The organism is Hoyosella subflava DQS3-9A1, from assembly GCF_000214175.1.
Classification (GTDB): domain Bacteria; phylum Actinomycetota; class Actinomycetes; order Mycobacteriales; family Mycobacteriaceae; genus Hoyosella; species Hoyosella subflava.
The window spans coordinates 2,228,794-2,246,234 of record NC_015564.1 but is presented as its reverse complement, the minus strand read 5'-3'; the positions used below and the strand labels follow the sequence as shown (position 1 = coordinate 2,246,234).

17 protein-coding genes are annotated in these 17,441 nt (G+C 60.7%); 14 read left to right on the top strand and 3 right to left on the bottom strand.

What is annotated here, in order from left to right; genetic code table 11:
* Positions 1-453, bottom strand: a complete 453-nt coding sequence (locus AS9A_RS10475) for an Lrp/AsnC family transcriptional regulator (RefSeq protein ID WP_013806960.1) — start codon at positions 451-453, stop codon at positions 1-3.
* Positions 454-564: 111 nt separating this feature from the next.
* Here AS9A_RS10475 and AS9A_RS10470 point away from each other — a divergent pair, with 111 nt between their 5' ends.
* On the top strand, positions 565-1,194 hold the full coding sequence (locus AS9A_RS10470; RefSeq protein ID WP_013806959.1) for a LysE family translocator: 630 nt from the start codon (positions 565-567) through the stop codon (positions 1,192-1,194).
* Positions 1,195-1,204: 10 nt separating this feature from the next.
* On the opposite strand, the gene AS9A_RS10465 is transcribed toward AS9A_RS10470, so the two are convergent.
* The gene (locus AS9A_RS10465) at positions 1,205-2,902 is read right to left on the bottom strand and encodes a sigma-54-dependent Fis family transcriptional regulator (RefSeq protein ID WP_013806958.1); all 1,698 of its coding nucleotides are present in this window, start codon (positions 2,900-2,902) and stop codon (positions 1,205-1,207) included.
* A 182-nt stretch (positions 2,903-3,084) separates the two neighbouring features.
* Between AS9A_RS10465 and AS9A_RS10460 the strand changes: the two genes are divergently transcribed.
* The 13 genes from AS9A_RS10460 (at position 3,085) to AS9A_RS24600 (ending at position 16,698) form a co-directional block, all read left to right on the top strand.
* On the top strand, positions 3,085-4,716 hold the full coding sequence (locus tag AS9A_RS10460) for a ferritin family protein (protein WP_013806957.1): 1,632 nt from the start codon (positions 3,085-3,087) through the stop codon (positions 4,714-4,716).
* Positions 4,717-4,802: 86 nt separating this feature from the next.
* Positions 4,803-5,846 (top strand): FAD-binding oxidoreductase, encoded by a 1,044-nt coding sequence (locus AS9A_RS10455; protein ID WP_013806956.1) that lies wholly within the window; start codon positions 4,803-4,805, stop codon positions 5,844-5,846.
* Positions 5,847-5,906: 60 nt separating this feature from the next.
* Entirely contained in the window at positions 5,907-7,013 is a 1,107-nt protein-coding gene (locus AS9A_RS10450; protein WP_013806955.1) for an aromatic/alkene monooxygenase hydroxylase subunit beta, read from the top strand.
* Positions 7,010-7,351, top strand: coding sequence for a propane 2-monooxygenase effector subunit MimD (mimD, locus tag AS9A_RS10445; protein ID WP_013806954.1), 342 nt, complete (start codon positions 7,010-7,012; stop codon positions 7,349-7,351). Before AS9A_RS10450 ends, mimD begins: the two co-directional genes overlap by 4 nt.
* Positions 7,352-7,414: 63 nt before the next feature.
* Positions 7,415-8,458 carry an amidohydrolase family protein gene (locus AS9A_RS10440; protein WP_013806953.1) on the top strand — a complete coding sequence of 348 codons (1,044 nt, stop codon included), beginning with the start codon at positions 7,415-7,417 and terminating at the stop codon, positions 8,456-8,458.
* Positions 8,455-9,198: an iron-sulfur cluster assembly protein gene (locus AS9A_RS10435; RefSeq protein WP_013806952.1), complete on the top strand. Its 744-nt coding sequence runs from the start codon at positions 8,455-8,457 to the stop codon at positions 9,196-9,198. Before AS9A_RS10440 ends, AS9A_RS10435 begins: the two co-directional genes overlap by 4 nt.
* Positions 9,195-10,220 carry an NAD(P)-dependent alcohol dehydrogenase gene (locus AS9A_RS10430; protein WP_013806951.1) on the top strand — a complete coding sequence of 342 codons (1,026 nt, stop codon included), beginning with the start codon at positions 9,195-9,197 and terminating at the stop codon, positions 10,218-10,220. Before AS9A_RS10435 ends, AS9A_RS10430 begins: the two co-directional genes overlap by 4 nt.
* A 38-nt stretch (positions 10,221-10,258) precedes the next feature.
* On the top strand, positions 10,259-11,908 hold the full coding sequence (groL, locus tag AS9A_RS10425) for a chaperonin GroEL (RefSeq protein WP_013806950.1): 1,650 nt from the start codon (positions 10,259-10,261) through the stop codon (positions 11,906-11,908).
* 21 nt (positions 11,909-11,929) lie between these two features.
* Positions 11,930-12,253, top strand: coding sequence for a putative quinol monooxygenase (locus tag AS9A_RS10420; RefSeq protein ID WP_041451018.1), 324 nt, complete (start codon positions 11,930-11,932; stop codon positions 12,251-12,253).
* Positions 12,250-13,620, top strand: coding sequence for an FAD-binding oxidoreductase (locus AS9A_RS10415; protein WP_013806948.1), 1,371 nt, complete (start codon positions 12,250-12,252; stop codon positions 13,618-13,620). The genes AS9A_RS10420 and AS9A_RS10415 overlap by 4 nt, the downstream gene beginning before the upstream one ends.
* 108 nt (positions 13,621-13,728) lie before the next feature.
* A complete protein-coding gene (locus AS9A_RS10410; protein ID WP_013806947.1) occupies positions 13,729-15,483 on the top strand; it encodes a sigma-54-dependent Fis family transcriptional regulator in 1,755 nt (584 codons plus the stop codon).
* Positions 15,484-15,625: 142 nt separating this feature from the next.
* The gene (locus AS9A_RS23260; protein ID WP_013806946.1) at positions 15,626-15,850 is read left to right on the top strand and encodes a hypothetical protein; all 225 of its coding nucleotides are present in this window, start codon (positions 15,626-15,628) and stop codon (positions 15,848-15,850) included.
* A 146-nt stretch (positions 15,851-15,996) separates the two neighbouring features.
* Positions 15,997-16,698 (top strand): ANTAR domain-containing protein, encoded by a 702-nt coding sequence (locus AS9A_RS24600; protein ID WP_013806945.1) that lies wholly within the window; start codon positions 15,997-15,999, stop codon positions 16,696-16,698.
* Here the strand turns inward: AS9A_RS24600 and AS9A_RS10395 are convergent.
* Positions 16,683-17,306 (bottom strand): hypothetical protein, encoded by a 624-nt coding sequence (locus AS9A_RS10395; RefSeq protein ID WP_148262441.1) that lies wholly within the window; start codon positions 17,304-17,306, stop codon positions 16,683-16,685. The genes AS9A_RS24600 and AS9A_RS10395 overlap by 16 nt on opposite strands.
* Positions 17,307-17,441 lie beyond the last annotated feature (135 nt).

Below are 17,441 nucleotides of genomic sequence, written 5' to 3'. Positions count from 1 at the left end.
CTACAGTGGCAACGGACGTTCGCGCACCACGTGCTTCATCACCAGTGTCGATGCGACGCGCTGAACCCCAGGCAGCCGAGTGAGTTGCTCGTCATAGAGGCGCTGGTAATCCGCCAGGTCCTCACTTACTACCCGCACCAGATAGTCCGGCTCACCGAAGAGTCTCTGCGCCTCGAGCACGTTTGGTATCGCCGCGGCGGCTTCCTCGAACCGCACGAGCGTCTCGTGATTCGCTTCACGCATGGTGATGAACAGCAGCGCCTCGAATTTCAGCCCCAGCGCCTCCGGATCGAGCGCTGCTCGGTAGCCCCGAATGACACCGGACTCCTCGAGATCACGCAAACGGCGGTGCGTAGGCGATACCGTCAGCCGCACTCTCGAAGCGAGCTCAGTGATACTGATTCGCCCATTCATCTGCAGCTCCGCAAGAATCTTTCGATCGACCGCATCCATAGCGGTAATTCTTCCACTCGCCACTCCGCCTGCGATCAATCTTAGGAACCTATTTGGCGTAATTCAGCATAGGTTTTGCTAGAACCCCAAATAGCGCGGAAGGATCTGCAGATGAGCCCGACTCAGGTGGTGGGATTTTGGGTAATAGCGGTACTACTGATCGCCCTCCCCGGACCAGACTGGGCATTCACCATCGCCGCTGGCGTCCGTGACAGAACTGTGTACCCCGCGGTTGGCGGACTCATGGCCGGATACGTCCTTCTCACCGGCGTTGTCGCTGCTGGGGTGGGCGCACTAGTCGCGGGAACACCAGCAATTCTCACGGTACTCACGGTTATCGGCGCCGCATATCTGCTGTACCTGGGCAGTTCCCTTCTGAAGGACCCAGGAAGCCCGGGCCTCGGGACTGAAGATGCAGCGGAGGCCGTCCCGTGGTGGGCAAGGTCGCTGCGCGGCGCGGGCGTGAGCTGCCTCAACCCGAAGGCCCTCGTCCTCTTCTTGGCGCTTCTCCCCCAGTTCACCGACCCCAGCGGTGCCTGGCCGATCCCGGTGCAGATAGCGCTACTCGGAGCGTTGTACATCGTGACGTGCGGTGCGTTCTACTCCGCTGTGGGCGCTGGTGCGCGTGCTGTGGCGCTCACCCGGCCACGCGTAATGAGGGCACTGCCCCGAGTCTCTGGTATCGCCATGGTTGCGCTCGGACTGGTGATGCTCGGGGAGAACGTCGTTCCGCTTCTGTGACGCCCGCCGACTAGATCCTGATACCAAACTCCCGAATCTTCCTGTAAATCGTCGCCCTGGAGATGCCCAGCGCCGTCGCAGCACGGACCTTGTCGCCTTCGTGAAGAGTGAGGGCATCGACGATAGCGTCTCGTTCCAGTGTCTCAATCTTGCTGAGGGTCCGGCGCGTTGTTGCTTTGCACTCGGGTGGCAATTGGTGAGGCTCGATCAGACCGGAACGGTGGCGCCGGTGCAGTTCCTCGAGGACGCTCCGTAGCTGCGCGGCGTTCCCTGGCCACCGCAAACGGGCCAGCTGATTCAGGGATGCAGCCGAGAGGACGACGTCGTCCGCACCAATCGCCCGCAACATGTCACGCGTGAGCTGAGGAATATCCTCAGCTCGGTGGCGCAACGGCGGCACGGTTACGGTTTTCGGGAAGAGCCGAAAGCTTGCAAACGAATTACAGCCCTCACCGGGCCGCACGGTAAGCGCAATCCAGGATTCCTCCGCATGCGAACCCTCACGTAGCGGTTGCAGCATATCGGAAAGCGCGTCGAGGTCAGCCTCGCTAAGGGCGTCAGCATGCCGGATCAGCAGATCCGCACCACCCTCCAATTCCGCGTCAGCCTGAGCGAGCACTTTGCCACCGAGTCGCGCGGCGTCGAGCACGACGAGTGCACGGCCACGCGTCACATGCCCGTGTGCGGCTCGTGCCAGTGCCGCTTTGCCCGTCCCCGATTCTCCATCGAGGACGAGCCACTCTCGCCGCGTGCACGATTCCGCTACATCACGAAATGCGTGACGCCACAACGCACTCATCCTCGCTATCGATGGAGGGTCCGGGTACTTCACGATTCGTGGACCGGGGGAGCGTCGGACTGTCTCCTTAATGCGGATAATCCCACCCGCGACCCGGTCGTTTACGAACGTCGGTTCATATGACAGGCGTGCCGTAACCCCACTCGGCAGGTCGGCAAGAAAGGTTGCGGGTTTCGCCCGGCCGCTGGTGTCGCGCGTCCGCTCGATGATGACAGCCTGGTCCCGTGAATCGAACTGCTCCTGGGCTAACGCATTCACCATCAGGACGTTTTCCCCGATCGCGATGACTGGGCGCCCCGAATGATGGCAAGCCGCATGGTAGCTGTGCAGCAAAGCACGTTCCCGCTCACTGGCATCGTCGAGGATGCGCTCACGTATCCGGTGAGCCGCTAGCTTTGCGAACGGCAGGAGCAGCGAGTTGGCGTGTCTCGCTTCGGTAGTCAGGTCGACCACGCCCAATAGCGCGCCTGAGGTGGGATGTGTCACGAGCGCACCCGCACACGAGAATGACTGCAGCGGCCCCGCGTAGTGCTCGGTACCGTCGATCAGAATCGGAGCGCCGACTTCAAGTGCGGTGCCGATCCCATTGGTACCCACCGCTGACTCCGCGTAGACAAAGCCGGGAGCCAGATGAACACGATCGAGCGCCTTGAGCAAGCCGCGGTCGCCGCCATTCCGGCTGAGAACTGTGCTCTTGTTGTCTGTGAGTATCAGCGAAACGGGTTCGTTCTCAATTTCTGCGGACATTGCTGCGAGTACCGGACGAGCCGCGCGAAGGAACACCGAGTCTGTGGCTCGCTCTTCCACGAAGTCAGCGGTCGGTGAGTCATTGTCGCCTAGTGCTTCTCGGGATCTCCGCCACGAGATCCGCAACCAGTTGCGAATCTCGCTGGTCGACTCGATTCTCAAGGACGCCTCCTTTTCTCAGCGCGGCACTTCTTGCAGCTTCAAACAACATAAGAACTCTTGAATGTGATGCCCGTCTCATAGTGAGACAAATACAACGCGCCTCACGGTGTTGTATCGAGTTCGCACCGTCCCCCACACGAGCTGGCAGCCCAGTCCAGCTCCCGAGCAAGGAGGCGCATCCATTGAGTAGGCAGAGCCTGACCAAGGCGCATGCAAAAATCACCGAACTGTCGTGGGAACCCACATTTGCCACCCCAGCAACACGTTTCGGTACGGACTACACGTTCGAGAGAGCTCCGAAAAAGGACCCTCTCAAGCAGATCATGCGGTCTTACTTCCCTATGGAAGAAGAAAAGGACAACAGGGTCTACGGCGCCATGGACGGCGCGATCCGCGGCAACATGTTCCGCCAAGTTCAGCAGCGCTGGCTTGAGTGGCAGAAACTCTTCTTGTCGATCATCCCTTTCCCGGAGATTTCCGCGGCACGCGCGATGCCGATGGCTATCGATGCGGTACCCAACCCCGAGATCCACAACGGGCTGGCGGTACAGATGATCGACGAGGTTCGCCACTCCACAATCCAGATGAACCTCAAGAAGCTCTACATGAACAACTACATCGATCCGGCCGGGTTCGATATGACGGAGAAGGCATTCGCGAACAATTACGCGGGCACCATCGGCCGACAGTTCGGCGAGGGCTTCATCACCGGTGACGCAATTACCGCAGCGAACATCTACCTCACGGTTGTCGCGGAAACCGCTTTTACCAACACGCTTTTCGTAGCGATGCCAGACGAAGCAGCAGCCAACGGTGACTACCTGCTCCCCACCGTGTTCCACTCGGTGCAGTCCGACGAATCACGGCACATCTCGAACGGTTACTCCATCCTGTTGATGGCGCTCGCCGACGAGCGCAACCGCCCGCTGCTCGAACGCGATCTGCGGTACGCGTGGTGGAACAACCATTGCGTCGTCGACGCCGCGATCGGCACATTCATCGAATACGGCACCAAGGATCGGCGCAAGGACCGCGAGAGCTACGCGGAGATGTGGCGACGCTGGATTTACGACGACTACTACCGCAGCTACCTCCTCCCACTGGAGAAGTACGGACTGACAATTCCGCACGACCTGGTCGAAGAAGCGTGGAAGCGGATCGTCGACAAACACTACGTCCACGAGGTAGCACGGTTCTTCGCCACCGGCTGGCCAGTCAACTACTGGCGCATCGATGCCATGACCGACACCGACTTCGAATGGTTCGAAGAGAAGTATCCAGGCTGGTACTCCAAGTTCGGCAAGTGGTGGGAAGCGTACAACCGGCTCGCGTACCCCGGGCGGAACAAGCCGATCGCATTCGAAGAAGTCGGCTACCAGTATCCCCACCGGTGCTGGACGTGCATGGTGCCCGCACTGATTCGTGAGGACATGGTGGTGGAGAAAGTAGACGAACAGTGGCGCACCTACTGTTCGGAGACTTGCTACTGGACCGACGCAGTGGCGTTCCGCGGCGAGTACGAAGGCCGGGCGACGCCAAACATGGGCCGCCTCACCGGCTTCCGTGAATGGGAAACGCTCCACCACGGCAAGGACCTCGCGGACATTGTGCAGGACCTCGGCTATGTGCGTGACGACGGCAAAACCCTCGTTGGGCAACCGCACCTGCAGCTCGACGATCCGAAGAAGCTGTGGACCCTCGACGACGTGCGTGGCAACACGTTCCAGAGCCCGAACGTGCTCTTGAACGAAATGTCCGACGCTGAACGCGATGCGCACATCGCCGCCTATCGGGCGGGATCAGTCCCGGCCTGACTCAGGCTCGGTGGGTGGCGCCGCGGTCACTCCGGCGCCACCCACCGCTACCAGAACACTACTTTTCAGAGCTCAGGAGAAGGCCCATGGCCGACAAGCACCGTATCAACTTCGAGCCCGTCGACATCGAGATGGAAGTCGGTGAAGACGAATACATCCTCGATGCCGCATTCCGACAGGGTATCCACCTGATGCACGGCTGCCGCGAAGGGCGGTGCTCGGCCTGCAAGTCATTCGTCCTCGACGGTGATATCGACATGGAGAACTATTCGACGTTCGCTTGTAATGAATCCGAGGTCGACGAAGGCCATGTACTGCTCTGCCGTGCGACAGCGTACAGCGACTGCACAATCGAACTGCTCAACTTCGACGAGGATGAACTTCTCAGCGGCGTCCCCATCCAGGAAGTGCGCACAAAGGTTGCCGCAATCGAGTCCGTGACCAAAGACATTGTCTCGCTACGGTTGCAGCCCGTCGAACCGACAACATATGTGTTCAAACCCGGCCAGTACTCCGACTTGAAGATCCCCGGGACTGAGGACCACCGCTCGTTCTCTATGGCGACGACACAATCGACGCCTGAGCAGGTCGAGTTCCTCATCAAGAAGTACCCTGGCGGCAAATTCGCCGGGCTGCTCGACGACGGGATCACGGTCGGTGACGAAATTGCCCTCACCGGCCCGTACGGATCATTCACCCTTAAGGAAGGCCACGTCCTGCCGATGGTCTTCATTGGCGGCGGCGCAGGTATGGCTCCGCTTCTGTCGTTACTCCGGCACATGAACGAAACAGACAACACAAGGCGGGTGCGCTTCTACTACGGCGCTCGCACCCCGCAGGACCTGTTCTACGTCGATGAGATTCTCGAACTCGGAAAAGGATTGACGGACTTCACTTTTGTGGCCTGCCTTTCGGAGTCGATGGATCCGCCTCCCCTCGGCGAGATCACGGTGGAGGACGGAAACGTCACCGACGTTGTCGGCCGATCCGAAACTGAACTCGCCAGAACCGAGGTGTACCTGTGTGGTCCGCCGCCGATGGTCGATGCCGCCCTGGAACTGCTCGAGGCCAACAACACCCCGCACGACCAGATCTTCTACGACAAGTTCACCAGCCCCGCGTTCGAATAGTCGCCACGGAAATTGACGTAATCCAGAGCCCTCCTCCACCGACAAGAACTGAGAGAAGAGATGACCGCAACTACCGGGAAAAAGCACCGTAGCTTCCCCACGATCGAATTCACTGACTCAGAGGCCGGGGCGCTTGAGTTCCCCAGCTCTCGCAGCCGATCATTCACCTATTACACGCCGGCCAAGAAGCGGTCGACGACGTATGAGGACGTCACCGTCGATGTCCAGCCCGACCCCGACCGTCATCTGACTCAGGGCTGGATCTATGGCTTCGGTGACGGGCCCGGTGGGTACCCGCAGGAGTGGACAGCCGCGAAATCGTCGAATTGGCACGCGTTCCTCGACCCGAACGAGGAGTGGGACCAGACGATCTATCGCAACAACTCCAAGGTCGTGCACCAGGTCGAGTTGTGCCTGTCCAACGCCAAACGCGCCCGCGTCTACGACGGCTGGAACACGCCGTGGCTAACGTTCATCGCCCGCAATCTGGGGGCGTGGATGCACGCCGAGAACGGTTTGGCGCTGCACGTCTTCACGTCCATTCAGCGGTCTTGTCCGACGAACATGATCAATACCGCCGTCGCGGTGAACGCCGCGCACAAGATGCGCTTCGCTCAGGATCTGGCGCTGTTCAATCTGGACCTTTCTGAGGCCACAGCGGATTTCGACGGCGCGCTGCACAAGGAGGTGTGGCAGTCGGCACCCGAATGGCAGCCAACCCGCGAGGTCGTGGAACGTCTTACGGCCGTACCTGACTGGTGTGAGCTGCTGTTCGCGACGAACATTGTGTTCGAGCAGCTGGTCGGGTCCCTCTTCCGTACCGAACTGGTCATGCAGATCGCTGCCCGCAACGGCGACTACATCACGCCCACCCTCGTCGGTACGGGTGAGCATGATTACGACCGCGATGTCACCTACACCAGGAACCTGTTCCGCCTGCTTGTTCGGGATGAGGAGTACGGCGAAAGCAATAAATCCCTTTTCGCCGATTGGCTGAATACGTGGGTGCCGCGCTGCCTCAACGCTGCCCAGGCACTGCAACCGATCTGGTCGCAGCCCGCCGACAAGGCAGTGACATTCGCGTCAAGCCTCGAAGCCGCACACGCGAAGTTCAGTTCTCTTCTCGAGGAAATCGGCCTCGACCTCCCTAAGGAGTTGGACAAGTGAGCATGCAATTCGGTTCAGCCACAGAGTTCTCCAACATGTGTGGTGTCACCCTGATGAATACCCCTATCGGACGCGTTGTGGCTGACGTCATGGGCGCCAAGAAAGACGTACAGCTGACGGAGTATCCCTCCATGATCCGCGTTGACGGCGTAAGGCTGCTGGAGTTCGACTACGAAGAACTCACCGATGCGCTCGGCTCCGAGTTTGATGGCTCGATCTTCGAGGAGATCAGCTCCACCCACTACGGGCGCATGGTGCACCTCGACGACAAGACGATGCTCTTCGCAAGCCCCGAGGACGCCGCGGAGTACATCGGTTTCGACCTCACCGCGCACTGACACAGGGATTCGGTTACGGCTAAACGTCGCTGTGCCCAACTACCCAAGCAACAGGAGTCTGTTATGTACGAGAAGGACGGCGAAAAATACTTCATCGTCGATGGCCACGTCCACATCTGGGACGGCCGCAAGTCGAATCAGCGCAACATCCACGGACAGCAGTTCATTGACTGCTTCTATGACTACCACCAGAACCTGAGTCCTGAAGAGTACGTGTGGGATTTCGACAGCTACGCCTACTACGGCAGCGAGCGATTCATGAAGGACGTCTTCGTAGACGGCCATGTCGATCACGCGATCTTTCAAGCCACGCTGCTTAGCGAGTTCTACCACAACGGGTTCGGCCAGACCGAAGAGGCGTTCGGACTCACTCAGGAGCATCCTGACAAGCTGACTTACAACCACGCGTACGATCCTCGCCACGGCGAGAAGGGACTCGAGCAGCTCCGGCGGGACGCCGAGCGGATGAATCTGAAGGGCGTCAAGCTCTATACCGCGGAGTGGTTCGGCAGCTCACGGGGATACAAACTCGACGAGACGTGGTCGCGGCGCTACCTGGAAGAGTGTATCAAGCTGGGGATCACCAACATTCATGTTCACAAAGGCCCCACAATCCGTCCACTTGACCGTGATTCGTTCGACGTCGCGGATGTCGACAAGGTCGCTACGGACTATCTAGAACTGCGGTTCATCGTCGAACACGTGGGTCTCCCCCGTCTCGAAGATTTCTGCTGGATAGCGACACAGGAATCTAACGTGTACGGCGGCTTGGCTGTCGCGATGCCATTCATTCATTCGCGGCCACGATACTTCGCGCAGATCATGGGCGAACTTCTCTACTGGATCGGCGAGGACAAGATCCTTTTCGGCAGCGACTACGCGCTATGGACGCCGAAATGGCTCATCGAGAAGTTCGTGGACTTCCAGATTCCCGAAGACATGACCGAGTATCCGCCGATCACGGCGGAACAGAAGAAAAAGATACTCGGGCTCAATGCGGCAGCGCTTTACGATCTCGAAATACCAGCCGAGTTCGCGACACGTGAAACAGCCGGGCACGACAGGGTGGAGGTTGCGGCTGGAGCGCGAGAGGCCGCGTCGCTATGACCGCGCCAGCCGTATGCAAAGCAGACGACATCATCGCAGCGCTCAGTACCGTTTCGGACCCGGAGCTCGATGAGCCGATCACCGAGCTGGGCTTCGTCCGGTCCATCACGTTCGACGACCACGGCGTAATCGTTCATCTTCGGCTCCCCACCGCGTTTTGTTCTCCGAACTTCGCCTACCTCATGGCCTCTGACGCGCAGGATGCCCTGCGGATGGTCGACAACATCGGCAGTGTGGACGTACTCCTCGACGACCACCATGACAGCCAAAAGATCAACGCTGGTCTCGCGGCAAACGCAGGCTATCGGGGAACGTTCGGGGAGGAAGCGGAGGAGAGCCTTGCGGAGTTGCGCCGTACTTTTCTCCGCAAAGCTCACACGGCGGCGATGGAACGGTGCGTCGAGGCCCAGGTGAAGCGAACGGGCATGCGGCTAGATGAAATTCATCGACTGACTCTTCGCGATCTGCCCGCAGGAAAGCAGAAAACGGCGCTGCTGAGACGGCGCGTTGATATTGGACTCAGTATCTGTCCGTCGTCGCGGGTCGTTGTCGACGACGCTGGTCGTCCGCTCTCCCCCGAGGCAGTCCCGACCCGACTCCGGTGCGCCAAGTCAGTACGCATCTCAATGGAAGGCAACGCCCATTTCTGTCGCGGGCTACTTGCGACGCGCTACTCCGACGGCGGGAATACCAACACACCCCAAATACTCGACATCAGGACAACCAGGAGGCCGGCATGAAGGCCGTACAAGTTGTGGGTTACCACACGAAACTCCAGCTCAACGACATTCCCGTACCCAAGGTCGAGAGCCCGTTCGACGTAATCGTGAAGATCGGCGGAGCAGGGGTGTGCCGGACGGATCTTCACATTCTTGAAGGCCAATGGGAAGAAAAAACCGGTGTCGCACTTCCCTACACGATCGGTCATGAGAATGCGGGATGGGTGCACGCCATCGGCAGTGCAGTCACGAATGTTTCCGAGGGTGACAAGGTGATCCTGCACCCGTTGATCACCTGCGGGCTGTGCCGCGCCTGCCGATTCGGCGACGACGTGCACTGCCAGAACAGCAGTTTTCCCGGAATCGACACGAACGGCGGATACGCAGAATACATCCGAACTACTGCGCGCAGCGTGGTCCGGATCGATGACGGACTCGCGCCCGCTGATGTTGCCGCGCTCGCGGATGCAGGACTGACGGCCTACCACGCGATCGCGAAGGTTGCCCGGACAACCCGGCCCGGCGACGTGTGCGTCGTCATCGGGGCTGGAGGTCTCGGCCATATCGGGATCCAGGTGCTGAAGGCGATTTCCGGGGCAACGATCGTCGTTCTCGACCGCAACCCCGCGGCCGTCGACCTGGCTTTGAAGATCGGCGCAGACTTCGGGATCGTCGCCGATGGCACACAGGTGGAGCAGGTGCTGGAACTGACGCGCGGTCATGGAGCTGAAGCCGTGGTCGATTTCGTCGGCGAGGGCGGTGCCACCCGCGAGGGCGTGGCGATGCTGCGTCGCGCCGGAAACTACTTCGTCGTCGGATACGGCGAGAACATCGACGTCCCGACGATCGACATCATCTCCACCGAAATCAACTTCATCGGCAATCTCGTGGGTTCTTACAACGACCTGCAAGAACTTATGGTGCTCGCAGCCCAGGGGAAAGTCACCTTGCACACCACGAAGTACAAACTCGACGAGTTTCAGACTGCGCTAGACGATCTCGACGCTGGACTAGTCCGGGGCCGCGCGATTCTCGTTCCATAACACCCGCCACACATCACTTAACTATGAGAGGAAATGCCATGGCAAAGGAGCTGCGGTACAACAAGGACGCACGTCTGCGTCTCGAGTACGGCGTCAATGCCCTCGCCGACGCGGTCAAGGTGACCCTCGGCCCCAAAGGCCGCAACGCGGTCCTCGAAAAACTAACGGGCCCACCGACCATCACGAACGACGGTGTGACCATCGCGCGGGAAATCCAGTTGCGTGACCCGTTCGCGAACATGGGTGCCCAGCTGGTCAAAGAGGTTGCGATGAAAACCAACGGTGTTGTCGGTGACGGCACTACTACCGCAACTGTCCTCGCGCAGGCGATGGTGCGTGAAGGTCTCGCCGCGGTCGAATCCGGCGCGAACCCCATGCGCGTGCGGCGCGGCATCGAGCGGGCCGTTTCTGTCATCGTCGAATCACTTCGTGCGCAGGCCGTGGACATCGTTGGCAAGGAGGATCTGCAGCGTATCGCCGCCCTTGCCGCCAGCGATGACGAGGCGATCGGCGAGGCCATAGCGACGGCTGTCAACTATGTGGGGAGATCGGGTGTCGTCACAACCGAAGAGAGCGATGTGCTCGGGATTTCTGTCGATGTTGTGGATGGCATCGAATTCGATCATGGTTACATTTCTGGATACATGGTGACTGACCAAGAACGCATGGAAGCAGTCCATGACAACCCCGTGATCCTGCTCACCAACAAGAAGGTGACCAAGGTTCAGGAGATTATGCCAGCGATCGAGGTCGCGAAGCGCGCCGAACGCCCACTTGTTGTCCTCGCGGAGGATGTCGATGGCCCCGCCCTGCAGTTGCTGGTCGGTGGCAACATGCACAACACCATGCAGTCCGTTGTCGTGCGGGCTCCTGGCTTCGGGCACCGCCGTGTCGCTGACCTCCAAGATCTTGCGGTTGCGCTCGGCGGACACGTCGTCGCAAAGGACACCGGTGTTGAACTCTCCGAGGTGACCATCGAACATCTCGGTTCGTGCGACAGGATAACCGTCACGGAGAACTCGACGACGATCGTTGGCGGTCACGGTGACCCGAGGCTGCTCGACGCTCGGATCGGACAACTCGAAGCCCAGTTGGAGAGAGCGAAGATCGAGGCGGATCAGGACAGTTTGCAGGCCCGCATCGCTCGGTTGAGCGGGAGTGTCGCCCTCATTCGCGTTGGCGGCGCGACCAGTGTTGAGTTGAAGGAGCGCATGCTTCGCGTCGAAGATGCCCTCGCTGCTACCCGAGCTGCCCAGGAGGCTGGGATCGTGTCTGGTGGTGGCACCGCTCTGGCCCAATCACACCGCGCAACTTCCGGACTCGAGTTGACTGGCGACGAAGCGATTGGCAGCGAAATCGTGCGCCGGTCGCTGACCGAACCCATCCGGTGGATCGCGAACAACGCGGGTTACGACGGTGATGAAGTCGCAAGTGTCGTCCCGGATTTGCCACTCGGGCACGGCTTCAATGCGCTGACTGGTGAGTATGGCGATATGTTCGATGAGGGAGTCATAGACCCGTTGAAGGTAACGCGCGCTGCGCTGGAAAGCGCGGCATCGATCGCAGCGCTGCTTATCACCACCGAAACCGCGATCGTCGAAGAGATCATCGGCAACCCCGGTGCGATTATGGCTCCGGGTTTCGGTGATCTCGCTGAGGGCATGGTCCGTCCGTCGAATATCTACTAACACGCAGAATCGAGATACGTGATGATCTTCATCGTGGTGCGGTTCAAAGTCAGGCCTGAATTCCAGGACAGCTGGCTGGATATCACAAAAGAGTTCACTGCAGCCACGCGCTCTGAACCAGGGAATCTGTGGTACGAGTGGTCGCGCAGTGTGGACGACCCAGCGGAATTCGTGCTCGTCGAGGCGTTCCTCGACGGGCAGGCTGGTGCGGAGCACGTCAATGCCGACCACTTCCGTCGGGGCCTCGATGCGATGCGGCCAGCGCTGAGCGAAACTCCCCGGATCATCCACACTGAAGTTCCCGGCACCGAGTGGTCCCGGATGGGCGAACTCGAGGTCGTATGAGCCAGGCCGCTGCGGGCACGGTCCGGGAACTAACAGCATCGCTCGGTGGTGTCGTGGTAACGGATCCCGTTCTGTCAGTGGGTTACCGGCGCGATCACTCGCACCTCACAACCTTCGGCACACCCGCAGCGGTGGTTCGCGCCCGCGACGTGAGTGATGTCGTCGCCACCCTGCAGGCTGCTCATAGATACAGCGTTCCGGTGGTCACTCGTGGGGCTGGCACCGGGCTCGCGGGCGGAGCTAACGCGGTCGACGGGTGCATCATCCTAAGTCTCGAACGGATGAACCGGATCCTGGAGATTGACGAGTACGGGCGCACAGCTTCGGTCGAGGCCGGCGTCATCAACGGTGACCTCGCTTCGGCGGCGACGGCGTGTGGACTCTGGTATGTCCCTGATCCGGGCAGCCGTGACATCTCAACAATCGGCGGCAACCTCGCCACGAACGCAGGGGGTGCGTGCTGCGCGAAATATGGCGTCACCGCTGATCATGTCGCGCGCATCAAAGCAGTGCTCCCGGACGGCCAAATGATCCACACGGGTGCCAGCACACGGAAGAACTCTGCCGGCCTCAATCTCACTCAACTGCTCGTCGGTTCGGAAGGAACGCTTGCGGTAATTGTCGAGGCCACTTTGCGGCTTCGGCGCAAGCCGGAGGGGGTGACCACCCTCGTCGCGAGCTTCCGGGACTCGGCTGACGCGGTCTGCGCCGTGATGAGGATGCAGTCGGTCGCTGACCCGTGTCTTGCCGAACTCATGGATCGAACAACCATCGCCGCCGTCAACCGGATGACGAAGATGGGGCTCGATGAGTCCGCTGGCGCTCTACTGCTGGTCCAGTGCGACGGGGCTGGCGCAACCGAGGAGGTGAAATGCTGCGCTCAGGCGTGCAGCGACTCACATGCCACAGAACTGTATGTAACCAGCGATGCGGAGGAAGGCGAAGCCCTGATGCGAGCGCGGCGGGTGGCTCTGACTGCGCTCGAGCAACTTGGCAGCACACTATTGGATGATCTCGTGGTGCCTGTACCGCAGCTCACACACATGCTCGAAGCAATTGCGCACGTCGCCAATCGGCATAACCTTCTGATCGGCACGTTCGGTCACGCCGCCGATGGAAACCTGCATCCGACAATTGTGTTCGATCCTCGGGATGAGGAGATGGTGCTGCGTGCTCACAACGCGTTCGATGAGATGGTTGCCCACTGTCTGCAACTCGGCGGCTCGATCACGGGTGAGCACGGGGTTGGTCTCCTCAAACGGCGCTACCTCACCCAAATGGTGGGCGCAGCGGAACACCAGCTGATGACTGGGATCAAGTCAGTCTTCGATCCTCGGGGAATCCTCAACCCAGGCCGTTCACTCTGAGTCTCATTTTGAGACGCAGCCTGAACCCCGGAGGACTACGCTGTCTACAGATCGCCGAACTTCGCAGGAGAGGCATATGCGGCGAGACGGACACGGCAGGCGCAGAAGATGACAACGAAGGACGTGCAGGTAGCGCGGGAGCGTTTTCTCGCGGATGACGAGCTCGACCGCACCGTACGGGCGGCGATCTCGACGTCATGGCGGCGCTCGAAGGCCCTCAGCGTCCCCGCCGATCGTCTCGACTTGGTATTCGTCCGTGAACCGAAGCTTGACAGCCCGCTCATGAGGGCTGCGGGGCCCGTCCTGCAGCAACTCGCCGATGGCCTGGCGGAGGAACCGGTGAGCGTTATTCTCACCTCAGCCGACGGCGTTGTACTCAACCGGATCACCGCCAGCCGACGTCTCGATAGTGCCCTCGACAACGTACATCTCGCGCCCGGGTACAGCTACGCCGAAGAGTACATCGGCACCAACGGCATCGGCACCGCCATTGAGACCCGGCAACCGACTCTGGTAGTGGGCGCCGAACATTATGCTGACTGCCTCGGCCACCTCGCGTGCGCGGGTGTTCCGATAATCCACCCGATTTCAGGTGCCCTCGCCGGCGTCCTCGATCTGACCGGGTGGGTCGATGACGGCGGACCACTACTCGCCACGCTTGCACGATCGGCGACGAATCAGATCGAGGGCCGACTACTTGCACAGGCAAGTGCTGCGGAGACGGAGCTGCTCAACACCTATCTGAGTGCATGCCGCCGCGCACCACAGATAGGCACGCTCGCTGTCGGTGATGAGGTCGTTCTGATGAATCGTCGCCTGCGCGTCGCCCTTGATGCCGAGGATCAGGCTGCGCTGCTCGAACACGCCCTCGACGCTACGCACGTGCCGACAGGCACCAACGTTATCTGCGCGCTCCCCAGCGGGCAGACCGGGCGTCTCACGCGGATCGACAATTTCGCGCCGGAGCTGCGGCTCGATATGGCGTTGTTTCACGTCCACCTCAACGACTTTTCTGTGACGCACCTGATGCCTGCTCTGGAGTCGGCGCCTCTCTTGCCGGGGCTTGCAGGGACGAGTGCCTCGTGGAGGCGCAGCTGCGGGGAGATTTCCCACTGCGTGCGCGACCGACAATGGGTCGTGGTTGCGGGAGAGCCCGGTACCGGCCGGTGTGAAGCGCTCAGGGTCTCTGTCGCTCAGCATCGGGCAGGTTCGCACCCGCGAGTTCTCGCCCCGGAGGACTTCGCGGACGTCTCGCAGCTCAGCCACGAACTCGAGCAGGTGCTGGCCCGCGAGAACTTCACTCTTATCCTGCGCGATATCGACACGCTCAGTGACGCCCAACTGGCCGTGGTCGCTGCCCTATTGCAGGGACACGAAGACAATGGGTGGGTCGGTGCGACCCTTGGCTGTGCCAGGCAAGAAGCCGCGGTGGGAGCACTGATCTTGCCATTCTTCAGCCGCACAATCAGCGTGCCAGCGCTTCGGCACCGTATCGAGGATCTTGCTGATCTCGTCCCCCATTTCCTTCGTCAACTCAGCCGCGGCTCGGACTTGACGCTTTCTCCAGCCGCCATGCAGCAGTTGCGAAAATACTCATGGCCCGGCAATGTGCGAGAGTTGCGGCAAGTGCTGCGCGACGTAGTTCAGCGACAGCGTTCCGGAATCGCCGACGTCCATCAACTGCCGCCGACGTGCCGCGTTGTCAGCCGTCACGCGCTCACCCAGATCGAAGCACTCGAACGCGACGCGATCGTCCGTAGCCTCGAAGAGAACCATGGGAACAAGAAAGCCGCAGCTGCAGCTCTGGGCTTCTCGCGTGCCACGATCTATCGAAAGATCAAAGAATTCGGCATTACGGCCTGACACGCGTTGTGTCGGAATATGAGACGTTCTCGGTGTTTGATCCGCGTGACGATTGACCTGCACGCATCAGACATTACGCACCCCAAACACGGATTCTGCACCCGTCCGTCCAGAGGTGTGTCCAGCAGGAGGACCAATCGCCATGACTACCGTCGAACGCCCAGCAGTCAACACCACCCGCGTCTGGCTCGCCGCGCCGCTATGTACTGCACCGGAGCCTAGTGACTGCCCAGTCGTGCGGGACGACCTGATGCGTACGTGGGTTCCTGCCGTGGGGGCCGTCTATTGCAGTGCCGATGGACGCCATCGCGCCACGTGGCAGCAGCTCCGCGTTCAGCATGATCTCGTGGAAGTCCGTACATGGTAAGCCGCGTCCAGCGAACGGGATCCCGATAAACTGGGAGTTCGGGATACACCAACCGTCGACCGGAAGGATGCGCATTGGCTGGCAATTCGGCACAGACTCGGTCTGAAAACTCGTTTTTCCAGTGTGCTGAAGGCAAATTGTCCGCGATGAACGCGTCGACCGCGTGTTTGCTGATTGACCGGGACTTTCGTGTCCGGGGCCTTAACGGAGCTTACGCGGAGGCGACTCGGCGTCCCCGCGGCGAACTGCTTAATCAGGCTCTTTTCGACCTTTTTCCGGATAACCCGAACAGCACTGAGGAGCAAGTCGACCGAGTCGCACGATCGTTCGAACGCGTACTGCGCTGCCGTCAGCCAGAAACCCTCTGGGTGCAGCGTTACGACATCCCCGATCCCGCCAAGCACGGCGCTTTCATCCCGAAAGTCTGGACACTGAACCATCAGCCAATATTCGACAGCGGCGGCTCCGTGATCGGCGTGGTTCAGCACAGCGAAGACATCACAGCCCTCGATGCGGCTTTGGCGTCGCTCGCTGACACGCTGGCCGCTGCGGACGCTGACGAGGACCACTGGTGGCACGTTCTGCGTCGGATCGGCTCGGCAGGTCGTGCTCTGCCCCGTTACCGCGAAACGTATCGGGCCCTCGCCCAGGAGAACCATCAGCTGCGCGAAGCTCAAGCGGCTCGCGCTGTGATCGAACAGGCCAAAGGCGTTTTGATGGGGCAGCGCCGTTGCTCACCAGATGAGGCTTTTGAGATCCTCCGGGAAATATCTCAGGCGACCAACGAGAAGCTTCGGGACGTGGCTGCGGCGCTCGTCGCGGACACGACCGGTCACACGTCTACGTGATCTAATCTCGCCTGCGTTGTTGTCTGATCCCCGCGCTCCGCCAGGGCAAGACCGGCATCCCAGCCCGGTGCTCGACCGCCACCGGGTGGCGTGACGGCCGCCATGTCGTGACCACTGCACGCAAGTAGCCATGAGACAAGTGAATTCGAGTTCCACATGTCGCCTACGCGCAACTCATCCCGGCCCCACGTCAGCGGCGGGGCCGAACGAACGAGCGTCATTACCCGCCTCACACGGCCCTCGTCGCTACTCACGCGCTGCGGGCTGTCAACCGCCTCGGCGATGTCCGGAATGAAACCACCCTGCCAGCAGCGAACCTCGTAACGGAACAGTCGGAACCGTCCCAGCCAGCGCGCACCCACAGGACCGACGCGAACAACTCCCCGCTGCGTGGCCTTTAAGTTCCACACTGGGGCCATCTCGATCGTGTAGCTGTGGCTCCGGTCACCCACGATGAGCGCGGAGTGATAAAGGGCCGCAGCGGGCCTGCCGCTGCATCGCGAGGAGATCGCCTCGTAGAGTCGTCCATTCCAGCGCACGACTCGTCCCCCCGCTCCAAGCGGAATCCAGTAAAGGTCGATGCTCGATTCTCGCGCCGGTGCGCCCATCTCTCCTCCTTCCGCGGCTTCACCTCCAGTGTCGCCGGACCAGGATCCGAGCATCAGAGCCTGCAGGCACCCGCAGCGGGGCCTTAGGTCCTCACCGGAAGGGCCTGGAGATACTTGCTGCCCGCGCCGACTAAG